The sequence below is a fragment of the Rhizobium sp. BK275 genome (assembly GCF_014193555.1).
Classification (GTDB): Bacteria; Pseudomonadota; Alphaproteobacteria; order Rhizobiales; family Rhizobiaceae; genus Rhizobium.
Genome location: NZ_JACHZL010000003.1, coordinates 316,649 through 335,771, shown reverse-complemented (window position 1 = coordinate 335,771; position 19,123 = coordinate 316,649). Strand labels below are relative to the sequence as shown.

Genomic DNA, 19,123 nt, shown 5'->3' with positions numbered 1-19,123 from the left:
CATGAACCAAGAGGTCATGAATCTTTTCAATCCGCAGGTGCCTGCACAGAACTTCGATTCCATCCGGATTTCGATCGCCTCTCCGGAGAAGATTCTTTCCTGGTCCTATGGCGAGATCAAGAAGCCGGAAACCATCAACTACCGCACGTTCAAGCCGGAACGCGACGGTCTCTTCTGCGCGCGCATCTTCGGACCGATCAAGGACTACGAGTGCTTGTGCGGCAAGTACAAGCGCATGAAGTACAAGGGCATCATCTGCGAAAAGTGCGGCGTCGAAGTCACGCTGTCGCGCGTTCGCCGTGAGCGCATGGGCCATATCGAGCTCGCCGCTCCCGTCGCCCACATCTGGTTCCTGAAGTCGCTGCCGTCACGTATTTCCACGCTGCTCGACATGACGCTGAAGGATGTCGAGCGCGTCCTCTACTTCGAACACTACATCGTCACCGAGCCGGGTCTCACCGCGCTCAAGGAGCACCAGCTCCTGACGGAAGAAGAATACATGCTCGCCGTCGACGAATATGGTGAAGACCAGTTCACGGCCATGATCGGTGCGGAAGCCATCTACGAGATGCTGGCATCGATGAATCTCGAAAAGATCGCTGGCGATCTGCGCTCCGAGCTTGCCGACACCACGTCGGATCTCAAGCAGAAGAAGCTGATGAAGCGCCTGAAGATCGTCGAGAACTTCATGGAGTCAGGCAATCGTCCGGAATGGATGATCATGAAGGTCGTTCCGGTGATCCCGCCGGATCTGCGCCCGCTCGTTCCGCTGGACGGCGGTCGTTTCGCGACGTCGGATCTGAACGATCTCTATCGCCGTGTCATCAACCGTAACAACCGTCTGAAGCGTCTCATCGAACTGCGCGCACCGGGCATCATCATCCGCAACGAAAAGCGCATGCTGCAGGAATCTGTCGATGCGCTCTTCGACAACGGCCGCCGTGGCCGCGTCATCACCGGCGCCAACAAGCGTCCGCTGAAGTCGCTGTCCGACATGCTCAAGGGCAAGCAGGGCCGCTTCCGTCAGAACCTGCTCGGCAAGCGCGTCGACTATTCCGGCCGTTCGGTCATCGTGACCGGTCCGGAACTGAAGCTGCATCAGTGCGGTCTTCCGAAGAAGATGGCGCTTGAGCTCTTCAAGCCGTTCATCTACGCCCGCCTCGACGCCAAGGGTTACTCCTCGACCGTCAAGCAGGCCAAGAAGCTGGTTGAAAAGGAAAAGCCGGAAGTTTGGGATATCCTCGATGAGGTCATCCGCGAGCATCCGGTTCTCTTGAACCGCGCGCCGACGCTGCACCGCCTGGGCATCCAGGCCTTCGAACCCATCCTGGTCGAAGGCAAGGCGATCCAGTTGCATCCGCTCGTCTGCACGGCCTTCAACGCCGACTTCGACGGTGACCAGATGGCCGTTCACGTGCCGCTGTCGCTCGAAGCCCAGCTCGAAGCCCGCGTTCTGATGATGTCGACCAACAACATCCTGCACCCGGCAAACGGCGCACCGATCATCGTTCCGTCGCAGGACATGGTTCTCGGCCTCTACTACCTCTCGATCGTAAACCAGAACGAGCCGGGCGAAGGCATGGCCTTCTCCGATCTCGGCGAGCTGCATCACGCGCTCGAAAACAAGGTCGTCACGCTGCACACCAAGATCCGCGGCCGCTTCAAGTCGATCGGCGAAGACGGCAAGCCGTACTCGAAGATCTATGAGACGACGCCGGGCCGCCTGCTCATTGGTGAGCTCCTGCCGAAAAACGGCAAGGTGACCTTCGACATCTGCAACCAGGAAATGACCAAGAAGAACATCTCCAGGATGATCGACGCGGTCTACCGTCACTGCGGCCAGAAGGACACGGTCATCTTCTGCGACCGCATCATGCAACTCGGCTTCACCCACGCCTGCCGCGCCGGCATTTCGTTCGGCAAGGACGACATGGTCATTCCGGAATCCAAGGCGAAGATCGTTGCCGACACCGAAAACCTGGTGAAGGAATACGAGCAGCAGTACAACGACGGTCTGATCACTCAGGGCGAAAAGTACAACAAGGTCGTTGACGCGTGGGGTAAGGCCACGGAGAAGGTCGCCGAAGATATGATGGCCCGCATTAAGGCTGTCGAGTTCGACGATAAGACTGGTCGCCAGAAGCCGATGAACGCCATCTACATGATGTCGCACTCGGGTGCCCGTGGTTCTCCGAACCAGATGCGTCAGCTCGGCGGTATGCGCGGCCTCATGGCCAAGCCGTCAGGTGAAATCATCGAGACGCCGATCATCTCGAACTTCAAGGAAGGCCTGACGGTCAACGAGTACTTCAACTCGACGCACGGCGCCCGCAAGGGTCTGGCAGACACCGCCCTGAAGACTGCGAACTCCGGTTACCTGACTCGCCGTCTCGTCGACGTCGCGCAGGACTGCATCGTCACGCACGTCGATTGCGGTACCGAAACCGGCCTCACTATGACCGCCATCGTCGATGCCGGTCAGGTCGTTGCTTCGCTCGGCGCCCGCATCCTCGGCCGTACGGCCCTCGACAACATCGACCACCCGGTTACCGGCGAGCGTATCGTCGATGCCGGCAAGATGATCCTTGAGCCCGATGTCACCGAGATCGAGAAGGCTGGTATCCAGTCGATCCGCATTCGCTCGGCACTGACCTGCGAAATCCAGACGGGCGTCTGCTCGGTCTGCTACGGCCGCGACCTCGCGCGCGGTACGCCGGTCAACATGGGCGAAGCCGTCGGCGTTATCGCGGCTCAGTCGATCGGCGAGCCGGGCACGCAGCTCACCATGCGTACCTTCCACCTTGGTGGCACGGCAACGGTGGTCGACCAGTCGTTCCTGGAAGCCTCGTATGAAGGTACGGTGCAGATCAAGAACCGTAACATCCTGCGCAACTCCGATGGCAACCTCGTTGCCATGGGCCGCAACATGACCGTCCAGATCCTGGACGAGCGTGGCGTGGAGCGTTCCTCGCAGCGTGTTGCCTATGGTTCGAAGCTGCATGTCGACGAAGGCGACAAGGTTAAGCGCGGTCAGCGTCTGGCGGAGTGGGACCCCTACACCCGTCCGATGATGACGGAAGTAGCCGGTACGGTTCAGTTCGAAGATGTCGTCGACGGCCTCTCCGTTCTCGAAGCGACCGACGAATCCACCGGTATCACCAAGCGTCAGGTTATCGACTGGCGTTCGACCCCGCGCGGTTCGGATCTGAAGCCGGCCATCGTCATCAAGGATGCAAGCGGCAATGTCGCGAAGCTCTCCCGCGGTGGCGAAGCCCGCTTCCTGCTCTCGGTCGACGCGATCCTATCCGTCGAGCCGGGCCAGAAGGTCTCCCAGGGTGACGTTCTTGCCCGTTCGCCGCTGGAAAGCGCCAAGACCAAGGACATCACCGGTGGTCTGCCGCGCGTTGCAGAATTGTTCGAGGCTCGTCGTCCGAAGGACCACGCCATCATCGCAGAGATCGATGGTACGATCCGCCTCGGCCGCGACTACAAGAACAAGCGTCGCGTCATCATCGAGCCGGCAGAAGACGGTGTCGAGCCTGTCGAATACCTGATCCCGAAGGGCAAGCCCTTCCACCTTCAGGAGGGCGACTATATCGAAAAGGGTGATTACATCCTCGACGGTAACCCGGCTCCGCACGACATCCTGGCGATCAAGGGCGTGGAAGCCTTGGCTTCCTACCTCGTCAACGAAATCCAGGAAGTCTATCGTCTGCAGGGCGTTGTCATCAACGACAAGCACATCGAGGTGATTGTCCGTCAGATGCTGCAGAAGGTGGAGATCACCGATGCAGGCGACTCCACCTACATCGTCGGCGACAATGTCGACCGTATCGAGCTGGAAGACGTCAACGACCAGCTCATCGAGGAAGGCAAGAAGCCTGCCAGTGGCGATCCCGTTCTGCTCGGCATCACCAAGGCATCGCTGCAGACCCCGTCCTTCATCTCGGCCGCTTCCTTCCAGGAAACGACCAAGGTGCTGACGGAAGCCGCGATTGCCGGCAAGACCGATGGCCTGCAGGGTCTGAAGGAAAACGTCATCGTCGGCCGTCTGATCCCGGCCGGTACCGGTGGCACCATGACCCAGATCCGCCGCATCGCGACGGCTCGCGACGACCTGATCCTGGAAGAGCGCCGCAAGGGCTCCGGGGCAGCGGCTGCAACGCCGATGCTGCAGGACCTGGCGAACGAAAGCGCGCCGGCCGCCGAATAACAGGCAGTCCAGAGTTTAAAAATTCAAGGCCGCCCGGAGAAATCCGGGCGGTTTTTCTTTGTCCGGAAATATCTGGATACCTCATTCCAAGCGGAAAACGATAAAGCCGCCGGCTTGCCGGCGGCTTTGCGATGAATGTCGAATTTGCTGGGGGCCGTTGGCGACGGTATCGCGATAACACGCTGCAGGTTCGCCGCCCTCATATATCTGCCAAAATGGAAAGGCGAGGGCGGGGGATCAGGCCCGCGCGGCGCGCAGCCCCGTTCTTTGTCTATAGGCTCAGCTGAAACGGATGATCGAGACTTCGCCGTCCAGTGCACCCTGATAGGCGGAGGCGTGCGGTTCTTCGGAGGGCACTTCGGTCAACATGCCGATCTGGTCGAGATCGGCCTCGATGAAGCCCTCCTCGGCAAGTGCGTTCAAGGCTTCCCGCACGGCGCTGTCATCGTCGGCAGCCTTCAGCATGACGTGCAGGTCCACGCCCTCGCTTGTATCGGATTCATAGCCCTTGCCGATGATGATGAAGATCATCGGTCCGTCGAAATTGTTGTCGTTGTCCGGTGTCCCGATCATTTTTTTGTCCTTCGGCTCTCTAAGAATCGCAATATGCAGGTCCCATATAAGGGCTTGATGTCTGCAAATACTGATTCCTATCTGTTTTTGCTGCAATGCCCAAGTTTATCTTGCCGGGTATCTTTAACCGGCTTAAAGAGCCTGTAAACAGCGTGTTCTCCGGGCATTTGAAGCTGCCGGGGCGGAGATTATTTCTTAACCGGCCTTGACGAGCAGGGCGGAAACCAGTAGTACGCCCGCCATCGGATCCCATGTGAGGTTTGGCTGTTCGGGGCGACGCGCCCTGAAGAACGCCTCAAACAAGGTTCTAAACGCACGTTGAAGTCATGATGCTGCACGCATGACGCACCTTTTTGCGTCCTCTGCTCTATGTGGTCCATCTGCGGAAGCGGATCGGGCCATATTTTGCGCATTGAGGGAAATATGTGTGGCAATGCCGGAAACGGCGAAGTTCGAGCCCGCAAGGGTACTGAGACAAACGTAAGGGATGGTTGAATGCCTACCGTAAACCAGCTGATCCGCAAGCCTCGCCAGGCGAACGTAAAGCGTAACAAGGTTCCCGCTCTTCAGGAGAACCCGCAGAAGCGCGGTGTTTGCACCCGCGTTTACACCACGACGCCGAAGAAGCCGAACTCGGCTCTGCGTAAGGTCGCAAAGATCCGCCTCACCAACGGCTTCGAAGTCATTGGTTACATTCCCGGTGAAGGTCACAACCTTCAGGAACACTCCGTCGTCATGATCCGTGGCGGCCGCGTCAAGGACCTTCCGGGTGTTCGCTACCACATCATCCGCGGCGTTCTCGATACCCAGGGTGTCAAGAACCGCAAGCAGCGCCGTTCCAAGTACGGTGCGAAGCGTCCGAAGTAATTTCGCCCCGGGCGATACCGCCCGGAAAGGCTTGAAAGTGAGATTCCGGCGCTGCGCGAGGTCCTCCGCGTGGTGAAGCGCCTTAACAGTTAAAGAGACGAGAAGTATGTCCAGACGCCATAAAGCAGAAAAGCGCGAGATCAATCCGGACCCGAAGTTCGGTGACCTCGTTGTCACGAAGTTCATGAATGCCATCATGCTGGACGGCAAGAAGTCCGTCGCCGAAAGCATCGTGTACGGCGCGTTTGACTCCGTGCAGGGCAAGTCGAAGCAGGAACCGCTCACGGTTTTCCATTCCGCGCTCGACAACATCGCTCCGCACGTTGAAGTCCGCTCGCGCCGCGTCGGTGGTGCGACCTACCAGGTTCCGGTCGATGTCCGTCCGGAGCGCCGCCAGGCTCTTGCCATCCGCTGGTTGATTGCTGCTGCGCGCAAGCGCAACGAAACCACCATGATCGATCGTCTTTCGGGCGAACTTCTCGACGCGTCCAACAACCGCGGTTCCGCGGTCAAGAAGCGCGAAGACACGCACAAGATGGCTGATGCCAACCGCGCGTTCTCGCATTATCGCTGGTAATCCCGAACGATATCGAAAGGCAGTCCATAATGGCTCGCGAATATAAGATCGAAGACTACCGCAATTTCGGTATCATGGCGCACATCGACGCCGGCAAGACCACGACGACCGAGCGTATCCTTTATTACACCGGCAAGTCGCACAAGATCGGTGAAGTCCACGATGGCGCAGCCACGATGGACTGGATGGAGCAGGAACAGGAACGCGGCATCACGATCACGTCCGCTGCCACCACGACCTTCTGGAAGGGCCGTGACGGCAAGATGCGCCGCTTCAACATCATCGACACCCCCGGCCACGTCGACTTCACCATCGAAGTCGAGCGTTCGCTGCGCGTTCTCGACGGTGCCATCGCGCTGCTCGACGCCAACGCTGGTGTTGAGCCGCAGACCGAAACCGTCTGGCGTCAGGCTGAGAAGTATCATGTTCCGCGCATGATCTTCTGCAACAAGATGGACAAGACCGGTGCGGATTTCTACCGCTCCGTCGAGATGATCAAGACCCGTCTCGGTGCGATCGCCGTCGTCATGCAGCTGCCGATCGGCGCTGAAAGCGACTTCAAGGGCGTGATCGACCTCGTCGAGATGAACGCTCTGATCTGGCGCGATGAATCTCTCGGCGCCCAGTGGGATGTCGTCGAGATCCCGGAAGATATGAAGGCCAAGGCTGAAGAATATCGCGAAAAGCTGATCGAGACGGTTGTCGAGATCGATGAAGCTGCGATGGAAGCCTACCTCGAAGGCGTCATGCCCGACAACGACAAGATCCGCGAACTTGTTCGCCGCGGTACGATCGACGTCAAGTTCCATCCGATGTTCTGCGGCACGGCCTTCAAGAACAAGGGCGTGCAGCCGCTGCTCGACGCCGTTGTCGACTACCTGCCGTCGCCGCTCGACATTCCCGCGATCAAGGGCATCGACTTCAAGACCGAAGCCGAAATCGAGCGTCATGCAGACGACGCCGAGCCGTTGTCCATGCTCGCGTTCAAGATCATGAACGACCCCTTCGTCGGTTCGCTCACCTTCGCCCGTATCTACTCCGGCAAGCTCGAAAAGGGTTCGTCGGTCATGAACACGGTCAAGGACAAGCGCGAGCGCGTGGGGCGCATGCTGCAGATGCACTCCAACTCGCGTGAAGATATCGAAGAAGCCTTTGCCGGCGACATCGTTGCTCTCGCAGGTCTCAAGGAAACCACCACGGGTGACACGCTCTGCGACCCGCTGAAGCCGGTTATCCTCGAGCGCATGGAGTTCCCGGAGCCGGTCATCCAGATCGCTATCGAGCCGAAGTCCAAGGGTGACCAGGAAAAGATGGGCCTCGCGCTCAACCGCCTGGCAGCCGAAGATCCGTCCTTCCGTGTGAAGACGGACCAGGAATCCGGTCAGACGATCATCGCCGGCATGGGCGAACTGCATCTCGACATCATCGTCGACCGCATGCGCCGTGAGTTCAAGGTCGAAGCAAACGTCGGCGCGCCGCAGGTTGCTTACCGCGAAACCATCACGCGCCAGCACGAAGAAGACTACACGCACAAGAAGCAGTCCGGTGGTACCGGCCAGTTCGCACGCGTCAAGATCGTCTTCGAACCGAACCCGGATGGCGACGACTTCAAGTTCGAATCCAAGATCGTCGGCGGTGCTGTTCCGAAGGAATACATCCCGGGCGTTCAGAAGGGTATCGAAAGCGTTCTGTCTTCCGGTCCGCTGGCTGGCTTCCCGATGCTGGGCGTCAAGGCGACGCTCATCGACGGCGCCTTCCACGACGTCGACTCCTCGGTTCTGGCATTCGAAATTGCTTCCCGCGCTTGCTTCCGTGAAGCGGCAAAGAAGGCTGGAGCTCAGCTTCTCGAGCCGATGATGAAGGTCGAAGTCGTTACCCCGGAAGACTATGTTGGTGACGTCATCGGCGACCTGAACTCCCGCCGTGGTCAGATCCAGGGTCAGGAAAGCCGTGGTGTCGCCGTTGTCATCAACGCCAACGTCCCGCTGGCCAACATGTTCAAGTATGTCGACAACCTGCGCTCCATGTCGCAGGGCCGTGCTCAGTACACGATGACCTTCGATCACTACGCGCCGGTCCCGTCGAACGTCGCAACCGAAATCCAGGCAAAGTATTCCGGTCAGAAGTGACCGGAATACCAATTGACCGATAACAAGAATTAGCGCCCCTCGGGCCAAAGAATGGAGAGCCGAAAATGGCAAAGAGTAAGTTTGAGCGCAACAAGCCGCACGTCAACATTGGCACGATCGGCCACGTTGACCACGGCAAGACGTCTCTGACGGCAGCGATCACGAAGTACTTCGGTGAGTTCAAGGCGTATGACCAGATCGACGCGGCACCGGAAGAAAAGGCGCGCGGCATCACCATTTCGACGGCTCACGTCGAGTACGAGACGCCGAACCGCCACTATGCGCACGTCGACTGCCCCGGCCACGCTGACTATGTGAAGAACATGATCACCGGTGCCGCGCAGATGGACGGCGCGATCCTGGTCTGCTCTGCTGCTGACGGCCCGATGCCGCAGACGCGCGAGCACATCCTGCTCGCCCGCCAGGTTGGCGTTCCGGCGATCGTTGTGTTCCTCAACAAGGTCGACCAGGTCGACGACGCCGAACTGCTCGAGCTCGTCGAGCTGGAAGTGCGCGAACTTCTGTCGTCCTACGACTTCCCGGGCGACGACATTCCGGTCGTCAAGGGTTCGGCGCTTGCTGCGCTTGAAGATTCCGACAAGAAGATCGGTGAAGACGCGATCCGCGAGCTGATGGCTCAGGTCGACGCCTACATCCCGACGCCTGAGCGTCCGATCGACCAGCCGTTCCTGATGCCGATCGAAGACGTGTTCTCGATCTCGGGCCGCGGTACGGTTGTGACCGGCCGCGTCGAGCGTGGCATCGTCAAGGTTGGTGAAGAAGTCGAGATCGTCGGCATCCGTCCGACCTCGAAGACGACGGTGACCGGCGTTGAAATGTTCCGCAAGCTGCTCGACCAGGGCCAGGCCGGCGACAACATCGGTGCGCTGGTTCGCGGTGTGAACCGTGACGGCGTCGAGCGTGGCCAGATCCTGTGCAAGCCGGGCTCTGTCAAGCCGCACAAGAAGTTCAAGGCCGAAGCCTACATCCTGACGAAGGAAGAAGGCGGCCGTCATACGCCGTTCTTCACGAACTACCGTCCGCAGTTCTACTTCCGCACGACGGACGTGACGGGTATCGTGACGCTTCCGGAAGGCACGGAAATGGTCATGCCTGGCGACAACGTCACCGTTGACGTCGAGCTGATCGTTCCGATCGCGATGGAAGAAAAGCTTCGCTTCGCGATCCGCGAAGGCGGCCGCACCGTCGGTGCAGGCATCGTTGCTTCCATCGTCGAGTAATCCATTCGGCTGCTCCGGTGGAGCAGCCGATTCGATGACATTATTATGAAGCAGGCGGCGCTGGCCGCTTGCTTATTACACAGAAATGTTGCAAATGGCGCGCGAGCGCGATTTGCGTACCGCTTTGGATGACGAAGCGGTGACTAAACAAACAATAAGGTGGGTCAAAAGGCCCTGAAGAATGGATAGGGATGCCGTAACAGGCATTTCTCTCGATCTTTGAAACCGGTGGTCCGCCTTAGGAAGAAAGAACAACCCATGTCTTGCCCAAAGACATGAGGGAAAACAAACACAAGGATAACGTCGAATGAACGGCCAAAATATCCGCATTCGCCTGAAGGCGTTCGATCACCGGATTCTCGATGCTTCCACGCGCGAGATCGTGTCGACGGCGAAGCGCACCGGTGCAAGCGTCCGGGGCCCCGTTCCGCTTCCGACCCGCATCGAGAAGTTTACGGTCAACCGGTCCCCGCACATCGACAAGAAGAGCCGCGAACAGTTCGAGATGCGCACGCATAAGCGCCTGCTCGACATCGTAGATCCGACCCCGCAGACGGTAGACGCGCTGATGAAGCTCGATCTCGCCGCAGGTGTCGATGTTGAGATCAAGCTCTGAGCTTGCTCGAGCTGAGTTGGAAGGATTGAACCGATGCGTTCAGGTGTGATTGCACAGAAGGTGGGAATGACCCGCGTCTACAACGACGCCGGCGAGCATGTCCCGGTAACGGTACTGCGTTTGGATGGCTGCCAGGTCGTGGCCCAGCGCACCGTAGAAAAGAATGGCTATACCGCGCTTCAGCTCGGTGCTGGCCAGGCCAAGGTAAAGAACACGTCCAAGGCGATGCGCGGCAACTTTGCCGTTGCTAACGTTGAGCCGAAGGCCAAGCTCCAGGAATTCCGTGTTTCGGAAGACAACCTGCTCGATATTGGCACTGAGCTTAAGGCTGGCCACTTTGCTGCTGGCCAGCTCGTCGATGTCACCGGCACCACGGTCGGTAAGGGCTTTGCCGGCGCCATGAAGCGCCACGGTTTCGGCGGTCTGCGCGCCACGCACGGTGTGTCTGTTTCGCACCGCTCGCATGGTTCGACGGGTTCGCGCCAGGATCCGGGCAAGGTTTTCAAGAACAAGAAGATGGCTGGTCATATGGGCCAGACGCGCGTGACGACGCAGAACCTTGAAGTGGTTTCGACCGACGAAGATCGTGGTCTGATCCTGATCAAGGGTGCAGTACCCGGTTCCAAGGGTGCCTGGATCATCGTGCGCGACGCCGTCAAGTCGGCAGCGAAGTAAGGGAGCCAGACCAATGGAATTGAACGTCAAGACCCTCGAGGGCAAAGACGCTGGGAAGGTTTCCCTTTCTGACGCGATTTTCGGCCTTGAGCCCCGCGAAGACATTCTCGCCCGCGTCATCCGCTGGCAGCTTGCCAAGAAGCAGCAGGGCACCCATCAGGCAAAGGGCCGCGCGGACGTTTCCCGCACCGGCGCCAAGATGTACAAGCAGAAGGGTACGGGCCGCGCTCGTCACCATTCGGCTCGTGCTCCGCAGTTCCGCGGCGGTGGTAAGGCCCACGGCCCGGTCGCCCGCAGTCATGAACACGACCTTCCCAAGAAGGTTCGCGCGCTCGGCCTGCGTCATGCGCTGTCCGCCAAGATCAAGGCAGACGAACTGATCATCATCGATGATCTGGTCGCCAACGAAGCAAAGACGAAGGCTCTGGCCGGCGTATTCGCCTCGCTGGGTCTCACCAACGCCCTCTTCATCGGTGGCGCCGAGCTCGACGGTAACTTCAAGCTCGCTGCTCAGAACATCCCGAACGTCGATGTTCTGCCGATCCAGGGCATCAACGTTTACGACATCGTCCGCCGCGGCAAGCTCGTGCTTTCCAAGGCTGCCGTTGAAGCGCTAGAGGAGCGATTCAAGTGACCGATCTTCGCCACTACGATGTGATCGTTTCTCCTGCGATCACCGAAAAGTCCACGCTGGTATCGGAAAACAACCAGGTTGTTTTCAATGTCGCCAAGAAGGCGACGAAGCCGGAAATCAAGGCTGCGGTCGAGGCGCTCTTCGGCGTCAAGGTCACGGCCGTCAACACCCTGCTGCGCAAGGGCAAAACCCGCCGGTTCCGCGGTTTTGTCGGCAAGCAGCAGGACGTGAAGAAGGCTGTCGTGACGTTGGCTGAAGGCCAGACGATCGACGTCTCCACCGGTCTCTGAGGAATAAAAAGATGGCATTGAAAACATTCAATCCGACGACCCCGAGCCAGCGCCAGCTGGTCATCGTCGACCGTTCGGGCCTCTACAAGGGCAAGCCGGTCAAGTCGCTGACGGAAGGTCTGACCAAGAGCGGCGGTCGTAACAACCTCGGCCGCATCACAGCCCGCTTCATCGGCGGCGGTCACAAGCGTACGTATCGCATCATTGACTTCAAGCGTCGCAAGTTCGACGTCGAAGGGACGGTCGAGCGTATCGAATACGACCCGAACCGTACGGCTTACATCGCGCTCGTCAGCTATGCCGACGGCGAGAAGGCCTACATCATCGCTCCGCAGCGTCTTGCTGCCGGCGACAAGGTCATCGCTTCCGACAAGGCCGTCGACGTCAAGCCCGGCAACACGATGCCGCTGCAGTACATTCCGGTCGGCTCCATCATCCACAACGTGGAAATGAAGCCGGGCAAGGGCGGTCAGATTGCCCGCTCCGCCGGTTCCTACGCACAGCTCGTCGGCCGCGACCAGGGCATGGCGATCCTTCGCCTGAACTCCGGCGAACAGCGCCTCGTGCACGGCACCTGCCTTGCTTCGATCGGTGCTGTGTCGAACCCTGACCATGCCAATATCAACGACGGCAAGGCCGGTCGTACCGTTTGGCGCGGCAAGCGTCCGCATAACCGCGGCGTCGTCATGAACCCGGTCGACCATCCGCACGGCGGTGGTGAAGGCCGCACCTCTGGTGGTCGCCATCCGGTGACGCCGTGGGGCAAGCCGACCAAAGGCAAGCGCACACGCTCTAACAAGGCGACCGACAAGTTCATTATGCGCTCGCGTCATCAGCGCAAGAAGTAAGAGAGGAAGTCCTCAATGGCTCGTTCAGTATGGAAAGGTCCGTTTGTTGACGGCTATCTTCTCAAGAAGGCTGAGAAGGTTCGTGAAGGCGGACGTGCAGAAGTAATCAAGATCTGGAGCCGTCGCTCCACGATCCTGCCGCAGTTCGTTGGTCTCACCTTCGGCGTCTACAACGGCAGCAAGCATGTTCCGGTCAGTGTCAACGAAGACATGGTCGGTCACAAATTCGGTGAATTCTCTCCGACCCGTACCTATTACGGTCACGGCGCGGACAAGAAGGCAAAGAGGAAGTAACGATGGGTAAGGCTAAAGCCGAACGCCGGCTGAAGGACAACGAGGCGCAAGCAGTCGCCCGTACGCTCCGCGTCAGCCCACAGAAGCTCAACCTGGTTGCTGCGGCTATCCGCGGCAAGAAGGTCGAGCGTGCACTCGCTGAGCTGGAATTCTCCCGCAAGCGTATCGCAGGTGCCGTCAAGAAGACGCTCGAATCTGCGATCGCCAACGCCGAGAACAACCATGACCTCGACGTCGACGCTCTCGTCGTCGCCGAGGCCTATGTCGGCAAGTCGATCGTCATGAAGCGCTTCCACGCTCGCGGCCGCGGCCGCGCATCGCGCATCGAACGTCCGTTCGCTCACCTGACGATCGTCGTTCGTGAAGTGCAGGCACAAGAGGAGGCCGCATAATGGGTCAGAAAATCAATCCGATTGGTTTCCGTCTTGGCATCAACCGTACCTGGGATAGCCGCTGGTTTGCGGACAATGCCGAGTACGGCCAGCTCCTGCACGAAGACCTGAAGATGCGGAAGTTCGTCATGAGCGAACTGAAGCAGGCCGGTATCTCCAAGGTGGTCATCGAGCGTCCGCACAAGAAGTGCCGCGTCACGATCCACTCGGCCCGTCCGGGCCTGATCATCGGCCGCAAGGGCGCCGACATCGACAAGCTCCGCAAGAAGCTGTCGGACATGACGAACTCCGAAACGCATCTCAACATCGTTGAAGTGCGCAAGCCGGAAATCGACGCGACGCTCGTCGCTCAGTCGATCGCCCAGCAGCTCGAGCGCCGTGTGGCTTTCCGCCGTGCCATGAAGCGCGCCGTTCAGTCCGCGATGCGTCTTGGCGCCGAAGGCATCAAGATCACCTGCGCCGGCCGTCTCGGCGGTGCAGAAATCGCTCGTACGGAATGGTACCGCGAAGGCCGCGTTCCGCTGCACACCCTGCGCGCCGACATCGATTACGGTACGGCTGAAGCCGAAACCGCATTCGGTATCTGCGGCATCAAGGTCTGGATCTTCAAGGGCGAAATCCTTGAGCACGATCCGATGGCTTCCGAACGCCGCGCGCTGGAAGGCGATGCACAGGGTCCGGCAAGCCGCGAACGCGACCGTGGCGATCGTCGCCGCGAACGCGACAACGCGTAATTAGCGCTGGCGAAAGATAAGCTCGGAGAAGTAAGAAAATGTTGCAGCCAAAGCGTACTAAGTACCGCAAGCAGTTCAAGGGCCGCATCAAGGGCGTAGCCAAGGGCGGTTCTGACCTGGCCTTCGGCGAATTCGGCCTGAAGGCTCAGGAGCCGAACCGCGTTAACGCACGCGAGATCGAAGCGGCCCGCCGCGCGATCACGCGTTACATGAAGCGCGCCGGCCGTGTTTGGATCCGCGTGTTCCCGGACGTTCCGGTAACCGCAAAGCCTACCGAAGTCCGCATGGGTAAGGGTAAGGGTTCCGTGGAATACTGGGCATGCAAGGTCAAGCCCGGTCGTATGATGTTCGAGATCGACGGTGTCTCCGAGGAAATCGCGCGCGAAGCGCTTCGCCTCGGCTCGGCCAAGCTCTCGGTCAAGACGCGCTTCGTTCAGCGCATCGCAGAGTAAGGAGAAGGCACGATGAAAGCCGAAGAAGTACGCGGCCTCACGGCCGACCAGCTCAAGGACAAGCTCGCCGACCTGAAGAAGGAGCAGTTCAACCTGCGCTTCCAGAAGGCGACCGGCCAGCTTGAGAAGTCCTCGCGCATCAACGAAGTCCGCAAGGACATCGCCCGCGTCAAAACCATTGCCCGCCAGAAGGCGGCAGAAGCAAAGGCTTAAAGGAAAAAAACATGCCGAAGCGTATTCTGCAGGGCGTCGTGGTTGGTGACAAGAACGAGAAGACTGTCGTAGTTCGCGTTGAGCGTCGTTTCGCTCATCCGCTGCTCCAGAAGACCGTTCGTCGCTCCAAGAAGTACAAGGCCCACGACGAAAACAATCAGTACAAGATCGGCGATATCGTCTCCATCGAGGAGTGCGCACCGATCTCCAAGGACAAGCGCTGGACGGTTATTGCCGCCCAGGCCAAGTAAGAATTTCGCGCGAGGCCTTGCGTCTCGCGGAAATTTCTGTATGAAGCAGCGTCGGAACGCTCGAATGCCGGGCGTTCTTTTGCTTTAAGCGCACGGAAGGTCCCATCTGGGAAACCACCCTGGCAACGATCGATCCCGCGCTATTCAAGCTATTGCCGTGCTTTCGCTGTTCCTGTGACGAGCGGCCGGCAGACAATTTTCATAAGCCGGGAGAGGGGGCTTTGCCCAACCATTCCGGTAAGAACAAGAAGGCGACCTGATATGATTCAGATGCAAACAAACCTCGACGTCGCGGATAATTCCGGCGCCCGTCGTGTCATGTGCATCAAGGTGCTGGGCGGCTCGAAGCGCAAGTATGCCTCGATCGGCGACGTCATCGTCGTTTCGATCAAGGAAGCTATTCCGCGCGGCCGTGTGAAGAAGGGTGACGTGATGAAGGCGGTTGTAGTTCGCACCGCCAAGGACATCCGTCGTCCGGATGGCTCTGTCATCCGCTTCGACACCAACGCAGCAGTCCTCATCGACAACAAAAAAGAGCCGATCGGCACCCGTATCTTCGGACCGGTTCCGCGCGAATTGCGTGCGAAGAACCACATGAAGATCATCTCGCTGGCTCCCGAAGTACTGTAAGGAGCGAGAACGATGCAAAAGATTCGTAAGGGCGACAAGGTCGTCATGCTCGCAGGCAAGGACAAGGGCCGCACTGGCGAAGTCATCCAGGTCCTGCCGAAGGAAGATCGCGCCGTCGTTCGCGGCGTAAACGTCGTAAAGCGCCATCAGCGCCAGACACAGACCCAGGAAGCCGGGATCATTTCCAAGGAAGCTTCGGTCCACCTGTCCAACGTCGCGATCGTCGACAAGGACGGCAAGCCGACCCGCGTCGGCTTCAAGGTTGTTGACGGCAAGAAGGTCCGCGTGGCCAAGCGTTCGGGAGAAGTGATCGATGGCTGAGGCAAAGTACGAGCCGCGGCTCAAGAAGGAATATGTCGAGCGGATCCGTAAGGCGATGCAGGAGAAGTTCTCCTACGCCAACGAGATGATGATCCCGAAGCTTGACAAGATAGTTATCAACATGGGTGTGGGCGAAGCCACGGCTGACTCGAAGAAGCCGACCGTTGCTGCTGCCGACCTGGCTGCCATTGCTGGCCAGAAGCCGGTTATCACCCGTGCACGCAACTCTATCGCTGGCTTCAAGGTCCGCGAAAACATGCCGATCGGCGCGAAGGTCACCCTGCGCGGCGCCCGCATGTACGAGTTCCTGGATCGCCTGGTCAACATCGCGCTTCCGCGCGTTCGCGACTTCCGCGGCCTGAACCCGAAGAGCTTTGACGGCCGTGGCAACTTTGCCATGGGCATCAAGGAGCACATTGTGTTCCCTGAAATCAACTACGACAAGGTTGATCAGATGTGGGGCATGGACATCATCGTTTGCACGACGGCCACGACCGACGACGAAGCTCGCGCTCTCCTCACGGAGTTCAGCTTCCCGTTCCGTCAGTAACCGTAACGACGAGCGTAGAAAAGGAACCTGACATGGCGAAGACAAGCGCAGTTGAAAAGAACAAGCGCCGCCGTAATACGGTCGCAAACCAGGCTGCCAAGCGCGCAGCTCTGAAGGCGATCATCATGAACCAGGCTCTTCCGATCGAAGAGCGGTTCAAGGCCTCGATCAAGCTGGCATCCCTGCCGCGTGACGGATCGAAGACCCGCATTCGCAACCGTTGCGAAGTGTCCGGTCGTCCGCGCGCTTATTACCGTAAACTGCGTATGTCGCGTATCGCGCTGCGCGAACTGGGCAATCTCGGCAAGGTGCCGGGCATCGTCAAGTCGAGCTGGTAAGGAGCAGGTTAGATGACAATGACTGATCCGTTGGGCGATATGCTCACCCGTATCCGCAACGGTGCTTCGCGTCGCAAGTCGTCGGTTTCGACGCCTGCTTCCAAGCTCCGTGCACGTGTTCTCGATGTCCTCCAGTCCGAAGGCTACATCCGTGGCTACTCCGTCGTCGATTTCGGCAACGGCAAGTCCGAACTGAACATTGAACTGAAGTACTATGAAGGCGCATCGGTGATCCGTGAGATCGGCCGTGTGTCCAAACCGGGCCGCCGGGTTTATGTCTCGGTCAAGTCCATTCCGCAGGTCGCGAACGGCCTCGGCATCACCATCCTTTCGACCCCGAAGGGCGTGATGGCCGATCACCAGGCTCGCGAACAGAACGTTGGTGGCGAGGTTCTCTGCTCTGTCTTCTAAGACAGCGCAGGGTCTCCATAGCGAACAGACAGGATTGAAACATGTCTCGTATCGGTAAGAAGCCCGTTCAGGTGCCTGCTGGGATCACGGCTACGGTCGATGGCCAGAAGGTTACCGCTAAGGGTCCGAAGGGCGAGCTGTTTTTCGTCGCAAACGACGAAATCAGCCTCAAGCTCGAAAACAATGCGGTCGTCGTAACGCCGCTCAGCCAGACGAAGAATGCTCGTTCGAAGTGGGGCATGTCCCGCACGATGATCGAAAACATCTTCAAGGGCGTCAAGGACGGCTTCGAGCGCAAGCTCGAAATCAACGGCGTTGGTTACCGTGCTTCCCTGCAGGGCAAGAACCTGCAGCTAGCGCTCGGTTTCAGCCACGACGTGGTCTACGAACCGCCGCAGGGCATCACGATCGCTGTACCGAAGCCGACGGAAATTATCGTCACCGGCATCAACAAGCAGCAGGTCGGTCAGGTCGCCGCCGAGATCCGCGAATATCGCGGTCCGGAGCCCTACAAGGGCAAGGGCGTCAAGTATGCCGAAGAGCGGATTGTCCGCAAAGAAGGCAAGAAGAAGTAAGGATCACGCGAAATGGCTAGCAGGAAAGAAGCACTTGCACGTCGTGCCAACCGCGTGCGCCGTCATCTCAAGTCGGTGGCCAACGGCCGTCCGCGCCTGTCGGTTCATCGCTCCTCGAAGAACATCTATGCTCAGATCATCGACGATGTTGCCGGCAAGACCCTTGCCGCTGCATCGACCCTCGACAAGGATCTGCGCGGTTCTCTGAAGACCGGTGCCGACACCGCAGCAGCAGCCCTCGTTGGCAAGCTCGTTGCAGAGCGCGCCTCCAAGGCAGGTGTCACTGAGGTCGTATTCGACCGTGGCGCCTTCATCTATCATGGCCGCATCAAGGCCCTGGCAGATGCAGCCCGCGAAAGCGGTCTGACCTTCTAATCAGTTTCCGGCCGAAGGCCTTTAAGCCTCGGCCGGATTTCACCGGACCGCAAACCGTTCCCTTGGGGAAGCCGATGCGGTCCTCGTTTTGTTTGCCGATTGCACCCGGAAAAGAAAAAGGAAGAGGACAATGGCACAGGAAAGAAGGCCGCAGCGGGAAGACCGCCAGAGCCGCGAAGAGCGCGATAGCGAATTCGTCGACAAGCTGGTCGCGATCAACCGCGTCGCCAAGGTTGTTAAGGGTGGCCGTCGCTTCGGCTTCGCCGCTCTCGTCGTCGTCGGCGACCAGAAGGGCCGCGTAGGCTTCGGCCATGGCAAGGCACGCGAAGTGCCGGAGGCCATCCGCAAGGCAACCGAAGCCGCCAAGCGCGAACTGATCTTCGTACCGCTGCGTGACGGCCGTACGCTGCATCACGACGTCCATGGCCGTCATGGCGCCGGCAAGGTTCTGCTGCGCTCGGCCAAGGTCGGTACCGGTATCATCGCCGGTGGTCCGATGCGCGCCGTCTTCGAAACGCTCGGCGTCCACGACGTCGTCGCCAAGTCGACTGGTTCGTCGAACCCCTACAACATGGTTCGCGCCACCTTCGACGCTCTGAAGCACCAGGTTCACCCGAAGGACATCGCAGCCCAGCGCGGCATCAAGTATGCTACGCTCCAGGCTCGCCGTGCCGCTTCTGGCAACGCCTCTGAAGAATAAGAGGAGCTGACCAATGGCCAAGGCTACCAAGAAGGCTGAAGCGAAGACTGTTACGATCGAACAGATCGGCAGCCCGATTCGCCGTCCGGACGTCCAGCAGCGCACGCTGATCGGTCTCGGACTGAACAAAATGCACCGTCGCCGCACGCTGGAAGACACTCCGGCCGTTCGTGGCATGATCCGTGCAGTCCAGCATCTCGTTCGCGTTGTCGACGAGAAGTGAG

General features: G+C 59.3%; 26 protein-coding genes. 25 read left to right on the top strand and 1 reads right to left on the bottom strand.

The genetic code is table 11. The annotated features are described in order from the left end of the window. Position 1 precedes the first annotated feature (1 nt). Positions 2 to 4,213, top strand: a complete 4,212-nt coding sequence (rpoC, locus tag FHT82_RS11595; RefSeq protein ID WP_183730069.1) for a DNA-directed RNA polymerase subunit beta' — start codon at positions 2 to 4, stop codon at positions 4,211 to 4,213. Positions 4,214 to 4,492: 279 nt separating this feature from the next. Here rpoC and FHT82_RS11590 read toward each other — a convergent pair whose 3' ends face one another. Continuing rightward, positions 4,493 to 4,786, bottom strand: a complete 294-nt coding sequence (locus tag FHT82_RS11590) for a transcriptional regulator (protein ID WP_112547859.1) — start codon at positions 4,784 to 4,786, stop codon at positions 4,493 to 4,495. A gap of 495 nt (positions 4,787 to 5,281) precedes the next feature. Between FHT82_RS11590 and rpsL the strand changes: the two genes are divergently transcribed. From rpsL to rpmD, 24 genes are all read left to right on the top strand, one after another. After that, positions 5,282 to 5,653 carry a 30S ribosomal protein S12 gene (rpsL, locus tag FHT82_RS11585; protein WP_003547537.1) on the top strand — a complete coding sequence of 124 codons (372 nt, stop codon included), beginning with the start codon at positions 5,282 to 5,284 and terminating at the stop codon, positions 5,651 to 5,653. Between the two features lie 106 nt (positions 5,654 to 5,759). Then, entirely contained in the window at positions 5,760 to 6,230 is a 471-nt protein-coding gene (gene rpsG / locus FHT82_RS11580) for a 30S ribosomal protein S7 (RefSeq protein WP_007817128.1), read from the top strand. Between the two features lie 29 nt (positions 6,231 to 6,259). Beyond that, a complete protein-coding gene (gene fusA, locus FHT82_RS11575; RefSeq protein ID WP_183730066.1) occupies positions 6,260 to 8,359 on the top strand; it encodes an elongation factor G in 2,100 nt (699 codons plus the stop codon). Positions 8,360 to 8,424: 65 nt separating this feature from the next. Next, positions 8,425 to 9,600, top strand: coding sequence for an elongation factor Tu (tuf, locus tag FHT82_RS11570; protein WP_183730064.1), 1,176 nt, complete (start codon positions 8,425 to 8,427; stop codon positions 9,598 to 9,600). Between the two features lie 307 nt (positions 9,601 to 9,907). Further along, positions 9,908 to 10,216, top strand: a complete 309-nt coding sequence (rpsJ, locus tag FHT82_RS11565) for a 30S ribosomal protein S10 (protein ID WP_003547547.1) — start codon at positions 9,908 to 9,910, stop codon at positions 10,214 to 10,216. Between the two features lie 33 nt (positions 10,217 to 10,249). Continuing rightward, positions 10,250 to 10,891, top strand: coding sequence for a 50S ribosomal protein L3 (rplC, locus tag FHT82_RS11560; RefSeq protein ID WP_183730061.1), 642 nt, complete (start codon positions 10,250 to 10,252; stop codon positions 10,889 to 10,891). Between the two features lie 13 nt (positions 10,892 to 10,904). Further along, positions 10,905 to 11,525, top strand: a complete 621-nt coding sequence (gene rplD, locus FHT82_RS11555; RefSeq protein WP_183730058.1) for a 50S ribosomal protein L4 — start codon at positions 10,905 to 10,907, stop codon at positions 11,523 to 11,525. Further along, on the top strand, positions 11,522 to 11,815 hold the full coding sequence (locus FHT82_RS11550) for a 50S ribosomal protein L23 (protein WP_007812862.1): 294 nt from the start codon (positions 11,522 to 11,524) through the stop codon (positions 11,813 to 11,815). The genes rplD and FHT82_RS11550 overlap by 4 nt, the downstream gene beginning before the upstream one ends. An 11-nt stretch (positions 11,816 to 11,826) precedes the next feature. Continuing rightward, positions 11,827 to 12,663 carry a 50S ribosomal protein L2 gene (rplB, locus tag FHT82_RS11545; protein ID WP_183730054.1) on the top strand — a complete coding sequence of 279 codons (837 nt, stop codon included), beginning with the start codon at positions 11,827 to 11,829 and terminating at the stop codon, positions 12,661 to 12,663. Positions 12,664 to 12,678: 15 nt separating this feature from the next. Further along, complete coding sequence (gene rpsS / locus FHT82_RS11540) at positions 12,679 to 12,957, top strand: 30S ribosomal protein S19 (protein WP_007531666.1); 279 nt, start codon at positions 12,679 to 12,681, stop codon at positions 12,955 to 12,957. A gap of 2 nt (positions 12,958 to 12,959) precedes the next feature. Then, the gene (gene rplV / locus FHT82_RS11535; protein ID WP_007812866.1) at positions 12,960 to 13,349 is read left to right on the top strand and encodes a 50S ribosomal protein L22; all 390 of its coding nucleotides are present in this window, start codon (positions 12,960 to 12,962) and stop codon (positions 13,347 to 13,349) included. Further along, entirely contained in the window at positions 13,349 to 14,083 is a 735-nt protein-coding gene (gene rpsC, locus FHT82_RS11530; RefSeq protein ID WP_112572305.1) for a 30S ribosomal protein S3, read from the top strand. Before rplV ends, rpsC begins: the two co-directional genes overlap by 1 nt. Positions 14,084 to 14,121: 38 nt before the next feature. After that, on the top strand, positions 14,122 to 14,535 hold the full coding sequence (gene rplP / locus FHT82_RS11525; protein WP_003573792.1) for a 50S ribosomal protein L16: 414 nt from the start codon (positions 14,122 to 14,124) through the stop codon (positions 14,533 to 14,535). 12 nt (positions 14,536 to 14,547) lie between these two features. Then, positions 14,548 to 14,748, top strand: coding sequence for a 50S ribosomal protein L29 (rpmC, locus tag FHT82_RS11520; RefSeq protein ID WP_007531673.1), 201 nt, complete (start codon positions 14,548 to 14,550; stop codon positions 14,746 to 14,748). Positions 14,749 to 14,759: 11 nt separating this feature from the next. Beyond that, positions 14,760 to 14,999, top strand: a complete 240-nt coding sequence (rpsQ, locus tag FHT82_RS11515; RefSeq protein ID WP_007812872.1) for a 30S ribosomal protein S17 — start codon at positions 14,760 to 14,762, stop codon at positions 14,997 to 14,999. 261 nt (positions 15,000 to 15,260) lie between these two features. Continuing rightward, entirely contained in the window at positions 15,261 to 15,629 is a 369-nt protein-coding gene (gene rplN, locus FHT82_RS11510) for a 50S ribosomal protein L14 (protein WP_003573790.1), read from the top strand. A 12-nt stretch (positions 15,630 to 15,641) separates the two neighbouring features. Then, complete coding sequence (gene rplX / locus FHT82_RS11505; protein ID WP_037106636.1) at positions 15,642 to 15,950, top strand: 50S ribosomal protein L24; 309 nt, start codon at positions 15,642 to 15,644, stop codon at positions 15,948 to 15,950. Beyond that, positions 15,943 to 16,500, top strand: coding sequence for a 50S ribosomal protein L5 (gene rplE, locus FHT82_RS11500; RefSeq protein ID WP_007812878.1), 558 nt, complete (start codon positions 15,943 to 15,945; stop codon positions 16,498 to 16,500). Before rplX ends, rplE begins: the two co-directional genes overlap by 8 nt. Positions 16,501 to 16,532: 32 nt before the next feature. Further along, entirely contained in the window at positions 16,533 to 16,838 is a 306-nt protein-coding gene (gene rpsN / locus FHT82_RS11495) for a 30S ribosomal protein S14 (protein WP_018115514.1), read from the top strand. Positions 16,839 to 16,850: 12 nt separating this feature from the next. Further along, positions 16,851 to 17,249, top strand: a complete 399-nt coding sequence (gene rpsH / locus FHT82_RS11490; RefSeq protein WP_004674934.1) for a 30S ribosomal protein S8 — start codon at positions 16,851 to 16,853, stop codon at positions 17,247 to 17,249. 41 nt (positions 17,250 to 17,290) lie between these two features. Beyond that, complete coding sequence (rplF, locus tag FHT82_RS11485; protein WP_183730051.1) at positions 17,291 to 17,824, top strand: 50S ribosomal protein L6; 534 nt, start codon at positions 17,291 to 17,293, stop codon at positions 17,822 to 17,824. A 12-nt stretch (positions 17,825 to 17,836) separates the two neighbouring features. Next, a complete protein-coding gene (gene rplR / locus FHT82_RS11480; RefSeq protein WP_183730048.1) occupies positions 17,837 to 18,199 on the top strand; it encodes a 50S ribosomal protein L18 in 363 nt (120 codons plus the stop codon). Between the two features lie 130 nt (positions 18,200 to 18,329). Further along, positions 18,330 to 18,899, top strand: a complete 570-nt coding sequence (rpsE, locus tag FHT82_RS11475) for a 30S ribosomal protein S5 (RefSeq protein ID WP_007812885.1) — start codon at positions 18,330 to 18,332, stop codon at positions 18,897 to 18,899. 13 nt (positions 18,900 to 18,912) lie between these two features. Continuing rightward, positions 18,913 to 19,122: a 50S ribosomal protein L30 gene (gene rpmD, locus FHT82_RS11470; protein WP_007812887.1), complete on the top strand. Its 210-nt coding sequence runs from the start codon at positions 18,913 to 18,915 to the stop codon at positions 19,120 to 19,122. The last annotated feature ends 1 nt before the right edge of the window (position 19,123 follow it).